9 protein-coding genes are annotated in these 13,113 nt (G+C 43.6%); all 9 read left to right on the top strand.

Annotation, left to right across the window (positions count from 1 at the left end; all coding sequences use genetic code 11):
- The first annotated feature begins 8 nt into the window (after positions 1 to 8).
- Positions 9 to 635: a hypothetical protein gene (locus CYLST_RS30610; RefSeq protein ID WP_015328412.1), complete on the top strand. Its 627-nt coding sequence runs from the start codon at positions 9 to 11 to the stop codon at positions 633 to 635.
- 198 nt (positions 636 to 833) lie between these two features.
- Positions 834 to 4,181: an ATP-binding protein gene (locus tag CYLST_RS30605; RefSeq protein WP_015328411.1), complete on the top strand. Its 3,348-nt coding sequence runs from the start codon at positions 834 to 836 to the stop codon at positions 4,179 to 4,181.
- Between the two features lie 140 nt (positions 4,182 to 4,321).
- Positions 4,322 to 5,140 carry a hypothetical protein gene (locus CYLST_RS30600; RefSeq protein ID WP_041234104.1) on the top strand — a complete coding sequence of 273 codons (819 nt, stop codon included), beginning with the start codon at positions 4,322 to 4,324 and terminating at the stop codon, positions 5,138 to 5,140.
- Positions 5,141 to 5,607: 467 nt separating this feature from the next.
- Positions 5,608 to 6,726 carry a hypothetical protein gene (locus tag CYLST_RS30595; protein ID WP_015328409.1) on the top strand — a complete coding sequence of 373 codons (1,119 nt, stop codon included), beginning with the start codon at positions 5,608 to 5,610 and terminating at the stop codon, positions 6,724 to 6,726.
- A 220-nt stretch (positions 6,727 to 6,946) separates the two neighbouring features.
- Positions 6,947 to 7,678 carry a hypothetical protein gene (locus CYLST_RS30590; RefSeq protein WP_015328408.1) on the top strand — a complete coding sequence of 244 codons (732 nt, stop codon included), beginning with the start codon at positions 6,947 to 6,949 and terminating at the stop codon, positions 7,676 to 7,678.
- A gap of 238 nt (positions 7,679 to 7,916) precedes the next feature.
- A complete protein-coding gene (locus tag CYLST_RS30585) occupies positions 7,917 to 9,635 on the top strand; it encodes a TrbI/VirB10 family protein (RefSeq protein ID WP_015328407.1) in 1,719 nt (572 codons plus the stop codon).
- A gap of 133 nt (positions 9,636 to 9,768) precedes the next feature.
- Complete coding sequence (locus CYLST_RS30580) at positions 9,769 to 10,488, top strand: hypothetical protein (RefSeq protein WP_015328406.1); 720 nt, start codon at positions 9,769 to 9,771, stop codon at positions 10,486 to 10,488.
- A 263-nt stretch (positions 10,489 to 10,751) separates the two neighbouring features.
- Entirely contained in the window at positions 10,752 to 11,579 is an 828-nt protein-coding gene (locus CYLST_RS30575; protein ID WP_015328405.1) for a ParA family protein, read from the top strand.
- Positions 11,579 to 12,754: a ParB/RepB/Spo0J family partition protein gene (locus tag CYLST_RS30570; protein ID WP_015328404.1), complete on the top strand. Its 1,176-nt coding sequence runs from the start codon at positions 11,579 to 11,581 to the stop codon at positions 12,752 to 12,754. The genes CYLST_RS30575 and CYLST_RS30570 overlap by 1 nt, the downstream gene beginning before the upstream one ends.
- The last annotated feature ends 359 nt before the right edge of the window (positions 12,755 to 13,113 follow it).

Here is a 13,113-nt window from a genome sequence, read left to right as displayed (position 1 = left end):
AGAGAAATATGAATAACACCAAATCTCACAATTCTCAGTTTAAACTGCTGCCATATCACAATTTTTCAACCAACTTGAAAAAGCTGAAAATCACCCGCACTGACGTACTTTTTATTTTCATATCTCTGGCAATTGGAATTTATTTGTTAGCTACTAAACCCATATTCGTCACTATTTTGGGATGTGTCTGCATCGTATTTATGAGCATTTGGCACATAATTCGGGCAGTACCAATTTTAGAAAAATATTTGGGGACAAAAATCCGCTTTTGGCATATTGTTACCGCCATTATCGCTGTTACTGCTGTACTTGATACCTTTGTAACTCCAGCCCAGGCTATTTTCTTAAGTGGGTTGGAAAACTTCTTCAATAATCTAGCCCAACAAACTTCCCAAGCAGGCGGCGGTTCTACTGATAATCTAGATAACAATGTTGTTAGCTTGATTTTCAATCTAATTCGAGGTGTCTTCTTGCTACTGGTTGCTGCTGCTTCCCTATTTGCCTACAACCAAGCACAGCAAGGTAATGACTGGCGACCAATTGTCACCCAAGTCGGCCTAGCGTTCTCCATCGTCATTGCCATTGATGTCATTACTTTCATATTTGTCGGTAACGGCACAGGAACAACAGGCTAATCCTCCCAGATTGCTCACATATCAATCAGCTACAGACTAGTACAACTTTGATATTCGTCGGTAACGGCACAGGAACAACAGACTAAAGCAATTTTTCTTTATTTTGAATTTTGAATTGCTTATCCTCCCCCCGCTTACATTTACTTGTCATTTCTTGGTTGACAGACTACTAATGCAACACCAGAGAATTGCACAAATATGGAACGAGACAATCGAGAATTTATCAAAGTCAACCGCATTCTGGGTAAACAAGCCAGCATTGGGCCAATTCCATCTGAACAGCTAGTCCCTTGGATTGCTATCATCATAATTTGCTATGTTCTCACCAATGGTTTACTTAGTTTGGGTATGGGTTGGTTCTTCACCACCTCCTTCTGGCTAATCGTCAGTTGGTGGATTCTGACAGGCAACCAACCCCATCAGTTTTTAGATCGATGGCGTAGTCCACCGGGAACAGAGTGGTGCAATGGTAACAGCATTTACATCTCACCGATTCCTGAATATCGACCTACTTGGGTGCGTCGGCGCTACGGAAACTCACAAGTGCAAATCCGACTCAAGCCGCTGATTGTACCGAAACAGTATGGAGGCAAAAGCAAGTTTATGCCATTCCAAAATGAAGTAAATATCTGCTGTATTGCAGAGATTAAAAAGGATGACCGGGAAGTTGCTGCCCTGTTGCTGGATAAAGGTAATTCTCAGTATCAACTCGTGTTTGGGTTTCGCATCGCTGGACTGCATGACATACTGCATGAAAATGAAGTCAGCCAATTTGCCCTCTCTATCGAAGAGGGTTTGAAAGAACTACCCCCCGGTGAAAAAATTACCTTTTGTACAGGCTGTTCTAGTGATGATACTGAGTCATATCCCCTACCTACAGGCTCCACCAAGGGAGTACCTCACCAACGACAAACCCCACTTATTGCCCTAGCTGACGATTGCCACCTGAAACCTGTTTCTGTACTGTTTCGCAACGAGCAATTGCGGGTGGAACAACTCAAGGAAGCAGGTTCTCGCCAAATCTGGAGCCAAATCGCCTTCTGTACTTGGACAAGCGATGATGATTGCAGCTACAAACACAAGGACTTTGTGGGTGGACTGATTGAAAAATGCAGAAAATTTGGCTCTTGGGCAGTTGAACAAATTACAGGGAACAAACGCATTTATCAAGAGGAGTTTTTCAAAAAGCTGTTATTGCAAGGATTTCAACAAGGATTCATTCAGTGGGAATTGCTGCTCAATACCAAGATTGGCTTAGAAGTAACACCTTGCAGTGCTACAGATTTATGGCAATGGCTTTGGAATCGATTTAATGAGGGTGCTGCACCTCCTATTCCCCAAGTGATTACACTGAAGGAGACTGAGACAGGACTAGAACTAACTGAAACCCTAACCACCGATAAACACATCTGTACATTACTGATTGAAGGACAACAGGGACGTTCTGCTTGTCCCGAACATCGGGGAGATAATGACCGAGTTTACCTCACGGGTAAAGGCAAGGTTTGTGGAGTCATGGTTGTAACAGATCCCCCAGTTGGTTGGTCTAACGCCCAAGACCAGCTAAAGTGGGTTTGGAAAATCCTTGCTTCCAGCTATGTCCACGATACAGAAGCTTGGATTGAAATCAGCCGCAGCAATGACTTCTTAATCCAGGACAACCTGGCACGTCAGGCAAAACAATCCAAAACAGCCCGCACTTTAGCCATAACCAAAGGACAGGGACGGGATATAGGAGCGGAAATCAAACAGGAGGAATCCTTTGAAGCCCAGCGACGAATTTACGAAGGTACAAAAGCGTTGCACTGCGCGCCTGTATTTCTAGTTTACCGTCACAGTGCCCAAGAGTTAACCCACGCCTGCAATCTGTTGGCTAACAGTTTTGAGACTGCCAAAGTAATTCGAGAGCGCAATATAGCTTGGGAGATATGGCTGCAAACCCTGCCGATTACCTGCAAATGGTTGCTGCATGGAGGCAATCTCAGCGAACGCAGAATAACTTTAGATACCCATACTGTGGCTGGGATTATGCCCCTAACTGTCCCCAAGGACATTGATAAACGGGGTGTGGAATTCCTTACCAGTCGTGGTGGTAAGCCAATTTATGTTGACTTATTTCACCAACAGATAGGACGCGCTCTAGTTACAGGGACTTCTGGCTCAGGGAAGAGCGTTTTGGGATGGCGCTTTGCTTTAGAGGCATTAGCGAACAATATTCCTGTTGTTGGTATGGATATTTCTGCCAGTGGTAACAGCACCTTCAAGACGGCGATTGAACTTTTAGGCGAACAAGGAGCATATTATGATATTGCCAGTGGTAGCAGTAATCTGCTGGAACCGCCAGATTTGCGACGATTTGACAAATCAGAACGGGAAAGGCGTATGGAGTCTTGGAAGGACTTTATTCGCAAGGCATTGGTGGCGATCGCTATGGGTAAAGTCGAAAATCCCCATTTAGCTCAACGGGTTGATGCTTTGTTGGTCAAAGCTTTGGACGTATTTCTCAAAGACCCAGAAATTATTGCTCGTTATAACCGAGCTTTTGAGATGGGTTGGCGATCACCAGAATGGCAACAGATACCCACGCTACCAGATTTTGTCAAGTTCTGCACTAGAGAACGTCTCAATCTGAGATCCTTTGAGGAGATTGACCGACAGGCACTTAATCAAATTCAAAATCAGGTGAGTGCGTTGTTGTCGTCGAGGTTGGGGAAAGCGATCGCGCGTCCCAGCACTTTTTCCCCTGAACCAGCGATTAAATTTTTCGCTCTCAGCGGATTGAGCAACGAGCAGGATGCTTACTTGATGGCGATTAATGCCCATACTGCCTGTATCCGCAATGCCCTATCCCACCCGAAAAGTTTGTTTATTGGTGATGAGCTTTCCGTATTGTTACGTAAAGATGGCTTTGCTCAAGTTATAGGTGAAACTTGTGCTACAGGACGCAAAGAAGGCATTGCTGTTCTGCTACTGTCCCAAGACCCGGACACCATTTGTGAGTGTGCGACAGGCGCTCAAATCATGCAGAACATGACCTACCGGATTACCGGACGTATTACCAGTAGTGGTGTTGCTTCTTTCCAACGGTATCTGGGCTATCCCGTCAATATTATCAGTCAGAATGCGACTGAAGCATTTCTACCGCGTATCAGCGACCTTTATTCCTGCTGGCTAGTAGAAACAGGTGGTAGATTCTGGCGTACCCGTTTTTACCCTGGAGAAATGATGCTGGCCAGTGTTGCCAATAACCAAGATGAACGGGAAGCACGGGAACGAGTGATGGCTCAGTATCCAAATACCCCCAAAGGCAACTTGTTAGGACTGAGAGCATTTACCGATGCTTACATTCCTGCTTTGAAGGAAAACAAGAGTTTTAAGCATATTGGTCAAGAGATACATCAAAAAAGAGCATTGCGCGATAGGCTATGTCCCGGGATAAGTCCTGCGGACAGGCTCCATCAAAGCGGAGCGTCTTTGGAAGGAGAAGGCAATCGCCGAGAGAGTAACGATGGCCAACAGGCTCAAGAACGCCTGATTGCAAGTTGATATATCTAGAAACTGCATTAACGAGGTTGATGCTCTCCGACTGTCGCGGACGAAAATTCTTAAAGAATCTCTTTAAAGGCTGAGTCAAATGTCTAAAAGCCAAGTGGCTTCCACGCATCCCAAGGAGTTTTTTGTGAATCATGAAATCTAAACTTACCTTTATCAGATTAATGGCACTGATTCTAATTTTGGAACTTGGTTCTATCGCCAGTCCAGCGATCGCTCGCACTCAAGACGACGGTCGAGATCCAGTAGCTGCTGCTATTAGTAACAAAACTACTGGTAGTAGTATTTTCACCTCAGACACAGCATCTCAAATCAATGATTTTGTGGGAGATGTCAAAAACTTTGTTCAAAATGACCTATTTAATCCTCTTGGCAATCTGCTCAATTCTGCCTTGGGTGCAATTCAAATTCCAGATTTAAAAAAAGTTTTGGCAGGAATCATGAACGGTTCTGCCAACAACGACCCTGGTGCCGTGCTGTCTGAAACTTTGGAAAACAAAACCAATGGTCAAAGCTCCTATGGTATCCGTGAAGACCTTGGTAAATACGCTACTAGAACAGTTGCCACAGGTATCGCTAATCAGGCAACTTTGAGCCAAACAGCCCAAAGTCAGATAGCTGAAATTAAACAGGCTACTCAGCAAGATACTCAAGAAAACGTCAGCTTGGGTGAGGAATCCCAAAGTTTAGATGTTACCCAACAGATTTTGCAAAACCTATCCCAACAAACTGCCCTTAATAGTCGTGTCAACGAGCGAATGCTTCAAGAAGCCCAGCAAGCACGTATTGACAGGGCATTGAGTATAACCATTACCGCTCAAACAGCCAAGGAACTTTCAGCCATCAATACTGCTGATCGCCGTAAAAGTATTTCCGCAGGTAATGCTGCCACTCAACAGGCGGGGTTATTGATCATGCCTGGTGGCATTACCCTTGGTTCTGATAAGCAGTAGCTGTGGCATCCACTCACACTGATATTCAGTAGAGCGAAAACTTTTGTGAGTTGACGAAACAATGAGGGTTTCAGCCGATGTTTCTTTCTTTTGACGATCACGTGAGCCTACGGCGGGCGCAAAGCGCCATCGCCAGGACATAGGGCGAAGCCTTGGGAAAAACCTGACCAATTTTGGTAAGCCTTCACTAGAGGGCGGCTTTTAGAATCTCGTTTTTACCCAAGATATCGGGTTATGCCGCTCGGCGCGCCGAGTCTGTGCATCTAACGACTAGATTGTGGATAAGGCTGACCAATGAAAGGATAACTTTAATGAAACCCTTCCTTTCGGGACGCTCAGTGAAGGGGTTCTGCTTTGCAGTATGAGACAGGGAGCAAACTTATCTCCTCGCCTCAGGCTGTTTTGAATCGTATTTTCTGCGTAAATCCTGTCAATTTTAGCTACCAACGCTAATGCTTTTGACGCTCATGGTGCACCTAATTGCTCAATCACCCCCAATCACAGGCGGAGAATCTGATGCCCTAGAAATTATCTCCAGTTCTTTAGAACTTTCTCGTGCCACAGTTGAGTCGTGGAATACCGTCTGGCTAGTTACTTTAGACCCTCTCGATTCGGCATTATGGATTGGTTTAATCAAATTGGGCATCACCTTGGGAGCCGCCAGCATATTATTTGTAGCGTTGACCACTGGTAAAGAAATCATTGAAAAGCAATCATGGTCAGAACTGGCATCTATCTTTGTTTGGCCCTTAGTGATTATGATGTTTTTGGGGGCCAACGGCAATGTACTGGCAAAGAGTATTACTGTTATCCGAGGCTTTGCTTACAACCAGGTGCAAGAAGTTCTGAAATTGCAAGTTGGTGAACTAACATTTCGAGATGCTATTACCAATGTAGCAATTAGCAGTATCGCTAGACAACAGCTAGAAAACCTCTATAGCGAATGTCAAGGAAAAGTCGGTACAGAGTTAGTTGAATGCTGGAACTCAAAACAAACTCAGGCACAGGCCATTGTTACCAAAGCTGAAGAGGAAGCTAAATCTCCACTGCAACCATTACGAGATTTTGGTAGTTTTCTCTGGAATAGAACTTTACCTGGTCAAATCGTTACTGCTGTTCAGTTTGCCAATGATCCAGGTAGTGTATTTCGAGATACTGCCATCCCGATTATTCGCTTTATTCTCTATTCCCTACAATGGGGATTTGTGAATATTTTGGAAGCTGCCCTATTACTTACTGCTTTATTTGCACCAATTGCAGTTGGTTTATCGCTGCTGCCATTACAAGGTCGTCCTATTTGGGCATGGCTGACAGGGTTTATTTCCCTGTTTGGTGTTCAACTTGGTTACAACATTTTAGTGGGTTTAGCAGCCGTCGTACTGGTGAAGTCGGGCGCTGAATTAGCATCTGATGTAGCATTTTTATGTTTCCTGAGCATCTTTGCACCAGTTTTGGCGGTATTGATAGCTGGAGGTGGGGGAATGGCCATTTATAACGGCATTTCTGCCAATGTCAAAGGCTTAATCGATATTTTTAGCAGTGCCATTGGAACTGCAACCAGTATTGCGCTACTCCGCAGAGGGTAATACCGATTTTGGATTTTAGACTTTCCTGGGTCACGCTACGCGTTGGCGGAAGCCTGCGCTTTGCGCTTACGTCGCTAGCGCTCAGTCGAACGATTTTGGATTTTGCGGAAAGTCTGTAGCAAGATCCCGCAGGCATCAGAACTTTTCAAGACGGATTAAAAACCTTTAACACAAGGCTGTTCGGTGGATTTTCAAACAATACTATTTATGCCAATTTGGTATGACTCTGCAAATTAAACGACTTCAAGCTCCACTGCTTCCAGAAGCCAAAAATCTTCTGGCAGTTTGTTTTCTCTGCCTAACTGCATTTAACGGGTTGATATTTTTGTTGACTCTATTCACCGCTTTCAGGGTCAATAAAATTGCCGATCGCAAAACAACCTTCGCCCAGTTGGTAAATGGTGAAACAATCTACATTTCCGAGCAAGACCGCAATTGGCGTTATCCAGCAGTCATTCAAAAGGTAGTTAGTGACTGGACAACCCTAACATTTAACTGGGATGACAAACTCACTGGCACTAATCAACCAGACCAAGGCATTCAAGTTGGTAGAAATGGGCGCATTCCAATCAATGCTTGGTTTGCTTCCCTGCTGCTAGAACCGGAATTCGCCAAAGCTTCTTTACCGAAGATTGCCGAATTAGTTCCTAATAGCGTCTTTTCCGGTCAGCTGCGTAGTACCACTATTATTTCCTATCTGTCAGAACCGAGAGCAATACGACTAGGGGAATGGGAAATAGACATGATTGCTACCCGCATCTTAGTTGACCGCACTACAGGTAGAGATGAGCGTATTCCTTTTAACCGCACCTTTACCGTCCAAGCAGTGGAAGTTCCCCGTTCTCCTTTAGGGAAAGATGCCCCCCTGGTAGAGCAGAAAATTTATGAATTGCGATCGTCTGGACTGCAAATTACCAAAATGGTTGAGTTCAATCCTCAGCAACGACGTTAATTAAAGCAGGATTTACGCATAAGGTACGAAAAAATAGGAATTTTGTTTGGAGGCATAGTGGCTTCCCTGGCGATTCAAAGTTAAGACATGGAAGGATTTACGTAAGTCCTAACAACTATTCGGATATTATCGCTGGAACCCCGATGATTACCTTCATCTGTGCAGCCTGAAACCCTGATTCCTTTCGTGCATTCACTCAAAACTACCCGAACCATTGATAAAGGAAAAAGGTAGAATTATGACCAATTCAAATCAAAACCATGAATTCGACTACCTGAACGAAAATTCTGCTGAGTCTTTGCCGGAATCCAATACTACTAACGGCAATCATCGTTCTACCCAAGCCACTGTAGTTGCTGATGAGGATATCAGTCCTGAAGAGGAGCAGTTGCTGGCAGGTTATAACCCTACTGCAAGTCAGCTTATTTCCGAAGAATATCGCTTGAAACAAGATGCAGAAAAAGCGGTAGAGCGACCATTAGCAGAGAAACCTAGTGTCCGTCTTGGGTCAGTAGTTGCTTTGGTGGGAATCGTTATTGCATCTGGCTCACTGCTCTGGTTTGGATTTCTTCAACCCAAACCTCCTACCAAACAAGCAGTGAAAACTACTAATCCCTCTCCAACTACCGAAACAGCTTTAGACGAATCTGCGGAACTGAAAAGCAGATTAGCGTTTCAAGACCAACAGCAACAACTGAAAGTAGAACCTGTTGCGGCTAAATCCCCGACTCCAACCCTACAAAATCAGCCCAAACCAACGCCATCTTCTCCTCGTGCAGCACCTCAGACTTTTGCACCGCGCACAGCTGTTGCATCACGCATAACACCAATAACTCCTGTAAGAATTTCTCAACCTACACCCCCGTCTGTACGGTATAACTCTCCAATTCCTGTAAGAGGTTTTCAACCTGCACCCCCGTCCGTGCGGTATAACTCTCCAACTTCTGTAAACTATAAAGCTTCACCACCAATACGACAGCCTGAAAGTAATGTCGATCCTTACCAGCAGTGGAATCAACTAGCTAGCTTGGGACAATTGCAAATCGGTAATTATCAAGCCGGTGAAACTCAAGAAGAATTTGCAGTAAAGACTCAAACTCCAACAGACTCAAAACCAACAGCTAGCGCATCCATTACCACTCCCCAAGACCCTGGTATTCAAACAGTTTTAATTGGCTCTAAAAGCTCTGACAGTAAAACTAATAACCTGACTCCAGGAATGCTAGGTATCCTTAACCGCACCCCTGTAGCTCCAGCTGATCTCAATGCAAGTCTAGCCAATTTCAATGCAGGGGGAATTAAAGAGGTATCACTGGGTACATCAACCAAGGGGAGACTTATTATGCCGATGATTTGGGATGAAGGAGGCAATAATCCCAATGACCGCTTTGCTGTGGAGTTAACTAAACCTCTAAAAGCAACAGATGGAACGGTGGCGCTCCCGGCTGGTACTGTTTTAGTGGCGAGAACCGCTGCGGTAGGTAAAAAAAATAATTTGGTATCTGCTAGTGCGATCGCTGTAATTTACCCTGATTCCCAAGGCACAGTCAAACAGGAAACCATTCCGGCTGAGACTCTGTTAATTCGTGGTCGAGATAAGCGACCATTAATTGCTCAAAAGCTAAATGATGTGGGTTCAGATATTGCCCAACAAGATTTATTAGTAGGATTGCTTAGTAGTTTGGTTCGTGTGGGCAGCATAGTGAATCAACCCCGCACTCAATCTAGCACTGTTGTCTCCAGTGGTACTTTTAACCAAAGTACTGTTTCTAGCAATTCTAATCCTCAAATTTGGGCAGCTGCGTTGGAAGGGTTTTTTAGTCCAGTCAGTGAACGTCTGTCTAGGCGTTCTGACCAAGCAGTGCAGGAATTACTACAACGTCCCAATATCCAGTTTTTACCTGAAGGGACAGAAGTCTCCGTTGTCGTCAATAATTTTTTGAAAGTTGAACGATGATACATATTTGGAATCGAGTCATAAATTCAAAATTCAAACCAATTGGAATCGAGTCATAAACTGCATCCTAGCTTTTGAAATTACTGGAACAGCCTGTAAGTCAAAACTTCTAGTCCAAAATCCTTTTATTAGTATGAAAATATTTGCCACTCTTGTTATTGCTAGCACCGCAATACTATTTGGGGTGACGATACCTGTTGTACAGGTAAAGGCACAAACTCCTGCATATCGCTTGATTGAACGGGATACTGCTGCAAGCAATAGGATTCAGGTTCAAGTTACTCCAGGACGTGCTACACCTATCAGCTTCAGCAAAACTGACGAGGCAATCGCTTACATTTTGGTAGCAGACACTTCACGACTGGTCTACACCACAGAGACAGATTTAAAAAGTGGACGCGCTACAACCATCTTTCTGAGAGCAATCCAACCGCTAAAGTTTCCAGGAGCTACCACCACTGCCATTACTAACTTACTTGTCCAAACTGTAGACCAAGCAGGACAAAAGCGACTTTACAACTTCGATATTATTCCCCAGCGTCGGAATACTGGGTATGTTGGTATTCAGATTGCCAATGCGATTGCTGGACAGCAGACACTATTAATAGATAAAAATCGCCGAGCTACAGTGGATGATATTGAAACCGGGCTGAGAATTGCTATTAATCGAGGTTACACTAACAAAAATGATCCAGTTGTCTCTAAAATGCAGCAGGTTTTAGCCCTGTTGCGAAATAGCAGAGTGACAATTCCAGAAGCAGCTACATCTGTTGGTGTTCCAGTTGAGGTTATTTCTGAATTAGGAAGAATGGCACTGGGTGAACGGCTACTCAGACTGGTACAGCAACCCTAGAGTTATGCAATGGGGAAAATAAAACTAAACAGGATTTACGCTTTCATCATGAAGAAACAAACCGCAAAAGACGCACGCGCGCAGCGATGCCCAAAGGGCTGTAGGACACAAAGGAATAAGGGTTTGAGAGAGTTCTTGCGTAAGTCCTACCAAAGTCAACAACTCTTAAATAGTTGACAATTGAGTTTAAAAAGCGTGTTGAAAGCTTCCATGACTTACAATGGAGTAACGTTACTCCACGATTTTCCTAACTCTCTTAGTTTATGAAAAAGAAAGCGGTCAAAAGAAAAATTCGATTAGATATTAAGTCTAATGCTGGTGGAACGGGTAAAACGACCTTAGTAACTCATCTAGCATATATGCTGGGGGCCAAAGGTTATTCAGTCACGGTCATTGAACTAGATCCACTAGGTTCACTGAAAATCTTCACTGGAGCCTTTTCAAAAAATCAAGATCCTCCTCCTGAACAAACCCTAGCAGCCGTTCTGAGAGATGACTTTAAAGGAGATTATCCCCTTTTCCCCATTTGGGATAACAAAGTCAAGAACGTCAACGTCATTTTAGGTGGCGCTCCCCTAGAAGAAAGTATTCAGAAAGTTTACTCACATTCTAGAAAATACTATTTACTTCAAGACCGTTTACAAGATTATCCCATTGAATCTGACATTATTATTCTGGATAACCCAGGTGGTTTGGAACCAATGGGTATGCTAGCTTTAGCCGCAGCCACCCATATCTTAGTAGTAATGCAGCTGGAATACAAGGCTCTATATGGGTCAGCCAGTTTAATTAATTGGTTCTATGACAAAATTAACGAATTGCGACTACGACCAGAACCAGAAATTTTAGGATTTGTACCATCACAAGTAAACGTGAAAAAAGTAGCCGCTCACCGGAATATAGGAGCAGAAATGCCCAATCAATTGCAAGAGATTGGGATTTCGTGCTTCCCTCCAATCCGTGAATCAAACCAATTTATTAATGCTAGTGGAGTAGGGCTTCCCATTCATCTGTTTGCACCTACTTGTGAAGCCATTAAAGACTTCAATCCCATTGTTGCCAAAATTATTGAGTTAATGAATCAAGACTAATGCCAAAACCAGATATTTCTAATGCGTTTGCAACCGCAGGACAGTCACAAAAGATTCACCATTTAACTCAGCGAGTTGAGGAACTAGAATCGGAAATTACTCACCTTCGAGCAGTAGAAATCGGGAGCGAAGAAAAAATTGCTCTGGAACTACGGATTCAGGAGTTAGTTGCAGAAGTAGCTAACAAGCAAGGAGTTGAAGAAGTTGCCATTAACCTGATTGACCGTAATCCTCGTCAACCTCGACAGACTTTTACCAAAGCCAGTATTCAGGGAATGGCAGAACTTCTGAAAACTCAAGGCCAGCATACACCAATTATTTTAATTCCTTTATCTAATGGTAGATACTTGCTGTTTGATGGGGAAAGGCGGTGGCGAGCGGCACATCTATTGGGGTGGAAGGCTTTAAAAGCCGTGTTTATAGCTGCTGGTATTGAGGTAGATGACAGAAAACTTCACAGACAAGCCCTCTCAACTACTCTACATCGGGAGGATCTGAATGCCCTCGATTTGGCAGAGTCTTTAATTCAACAAATCATCTATGACTATCCAGACTTAGAGGATCAAAAAGATGCGATACCCCGGCTCCTCAATGCGGCTATGAGTCGATTAGAGCGTAACCGCAAAAATTTGGAACTGGCGGATATTCGATTAGCCTCCAAGGAAGCGCAACAGGAGTGGATAGAGACAGTAGGGTTTAAAAGTCCTGAAGAAGAAAATATCTTTGAGGTAATCCTAGAATTGCAGCTTAACCCCACTTCTATTGATACTAATATTTTTCCTCTACTCAAGGTTTCACAGGATCTCAAAAATGCTATTCGGGATGAGGGACTGGAAGGTAGTAAGGCGCGAGAATTAAATAAGTTGTCTGCTGAACAATTAAATATTGATGAAGCGCAATCTCTGGAAATTAGAGTCCAGCTAACTCGAAGAGTTATTCAAGAGAAGCTTTCATTAAGCCGAATAAAAGTACTGGTCAAAGATATTTTGAAGCAGTATAAATCTTCTGACACTTCAACTGACCAGAAAAAAAAGATGGGACAAACAGTTAAAACCATACAATCCATCAATTTTGAGGGAATTAAGCATAATCAACTTGAAGAAATTCGCCAAGCTCTGGAAGAAAAGCTACAAGAAATTGACCAGATAATGACTAATAATGTTGTTGGCGAGTAAACCCTGTCCGGTAGTTAGTGTTTATTGCGCTTATTCTCAATAATCATCGCGATCAGACACTAACTACCGGCAGGGCTGTTTCATTCCCTAAAAGGCTCTGATTTACAAGCTTCCAAGTCAAAAAAATCAGGTGATTAAAAAATCTGATTGGACAATAAAATGGCGATTGCACGGAAATTTACTCGTTGAAATGGTAATTTTTCGATTACTAACTTCCCCAAATTTCTCGCCCACGCTGTTGACAAAATCTCTACCTTATCGAATGAAACAGACCTGCCCCTACCGGAAAGGTTGTCCAGTTTTGTCTAGATAAAATGAAGCTGATGCCTCCTTATTTCGCGCGTGATTCATCTCGCCGC

The organism is Cylindrospermum stagnale PCC 7417 (assembly GCF_000317535.1).
In the GTDB taxonomy this organism is placed as follows: Bacteria; Cyanobacteriota; Cyanobacteriia; order Cyanobacteriales; family Nostocaceae; genus Cylindrospermum; species Cylindrospermum stagnale.
This window is presented reverse-complemented; position numbering and strand designations above follow the sequence as displayed.

Bases quoted from the DNA above. Each gene is read 5' to 3' on its own strand.
- CYLST_RS30610 (WP_015328412.1), top strand. From the start codon at position 9: ATGAATAACACCAAATCTCACAATTCTCAGTTTAAACTGCTGCCATAT.
- CYLST_RS30605 (WP_015328411.1), top strand. From the start codon at position 834: ATGGAACGAGACAATCGAGAATTTATCAAAGTCAACCGCATTCTGGGT.
- CYLST_RS30600 (WP_041234104.1), top strand. From the start codon at position 4,322: ATGAAATCTAAACTTACCTTTATCAGATTAATGGCACTGATTCTAATT.
- CYLST_RS30595 (WP_015328409.1), top strand. From the start codon at position 5,608: ATGGTGCACCTAATTGCTCAATCACCCCCAATCACAGGCGGAGAATCT.
- CYLST_RS30590 (WP_015328408.1), top strand. From the start codon at position 6,947: ATGACTCTGCAAATTAAACGACTTCAAGCTCCACTGCTTCCAGAAGCC.
- CYLST_RS30585 (WP_015328407.1), top strand. From the start codon at position 7,917: ATGACCAATTCAAATCAAAACCATGAATTCGACTACCTGAACGAAAAT.
- CYLST_RS30580 (WP_015328406.1), top strand. From the start codon at position 9,769: ATGAAAATATTTGCCACTCTTGTTATTGCTAGCACCGCAATACTATTT.
- CYLST_RS30575 (WP_015328405.1), top strand. From the start codon at position 10,752: ATGAAAAAGAAAGCGGTCAAAAGAAAAATTCGATTAGATATTAAGTCT.
- CYLST_RS30570 (WP_015328404.1), top strand. From the start codon at position 11,579: ATGCCAAAACCAGATATTTCTAATGCGTTTGCAACCGCAGGACAGTCA.